A 1,011-nucleotide genomic window follows, 5' to 3' on the forward strand; every position below is an offset into this window, starting at 1 on the left:
GCCAGTCAAGTTGATTGGTTGCATTGTTTAATTCCCGAATACTGTTGTTGAGTGCGTCTATTTGCTTCTGATTGGCGTTTTTTAGGTGTTTTTCGGTCTTATTGAGTACTCCGCTAGCCACTTCCTTATAAAACGCTTCTAATCGCTTGTTATCGTCTGCTATGGCTTCTCGATACTCTTTCATAGATGCCAGTAAAATATAGAGCTGGTCATCTAGGTCGTTTTGGTTGCTCATCGGTACATTCCGCCCTGATCTAAGTCTTGTGATGCTTTACGGTTGGCTCGCTCGGCTTTCTGTTGCTCTAGTTTTTGCTGTCGTTGTATTTCGGCTTGGCGTTCTTGTTCTAGGCGTTTAGCTTCTTGGTTTTTCTGCCATTGCTCGAAGCCTTGCTCGGCACGGTTTAAACCGTGCTGTAAAACGCTGTCTGTGCGCTGTTGCTGTTGCTTGAGCTGTTGGGCGTTCTGCTGTTTCACATTGTCATTAAAACGGCTGATTTCAGTGTCTATGCCTTGTCTGCGTAATTGGGTGACTTTAGTGCCTTCATGGATGGTGGCTTGTAGTCCGTTATTCTGATCGGCATAGCTGCGGTGATCTATTTTTTCTCGGTAGCCTGCTCGTTCTAATGCGTGATTGGCTAAATTTGCCCACGTTTCCCGAATCTGTTTAATTTCGTCTTGGGTTGTCCCCATACCAAGGCTTTTTCGTTTGGCGTTGCTGAGTTCAATATCGGTTTTGGTGGTCAGAGTGAGTTTATTGTCTGCATCCAATTCGGCTTTTCGGGTTGTGAGCATGATATGGGCGTGATGGTTTTTATCATTACCGCCTTTACTGGGTTCATGGATGGCTAAGTCTGCAATCACGCCATAGCGATCAACTAAGGCCGTGGCAAATTCTTTTGCCAAGTCCTTACGTTGATCAGCGTCTAATTCATCAGGTAGGGCAATGACCCATTCTCTAGCAGTTCGAGCATCTTTGCGGTTTTCGGACTGTTCCGCCAAGTTCCACAATTC

Annotated in this window: 1 protein-coding gene and 1 pseudogene; both read right to left on the reverse strand. The window is 45.7% G+C overall.

The annotated features are described in order from the left end of the window. Positions 1-235: pseudogene (locus FTT70_RS13545) on the reverse strand (hypothetical protein); the annotation flags it as partial. After that, positions 232-1,011: MobA/MobL family protein (locus tag FTT70_RS13550; RefSeq protein WP_180168730.1), on the reverse strand; the 780-nt coding region annotated here is incomplete at its 5' end. The pseudogene FTT70_RS13545 and the gene FTT70_RS13550, both read right to left, overlap by 4 nt.

It is taken from the genome of Acinetobacter sp. YH01003 (assembly GCF_013420525.1).
Taxonomy (GTDB): Bacteria; Pseudomonadota; Gammaproteobacteria; order Pseudomonadales; family Moraxellaceae; genus Acinetobacter; species Acinetobacter towneri.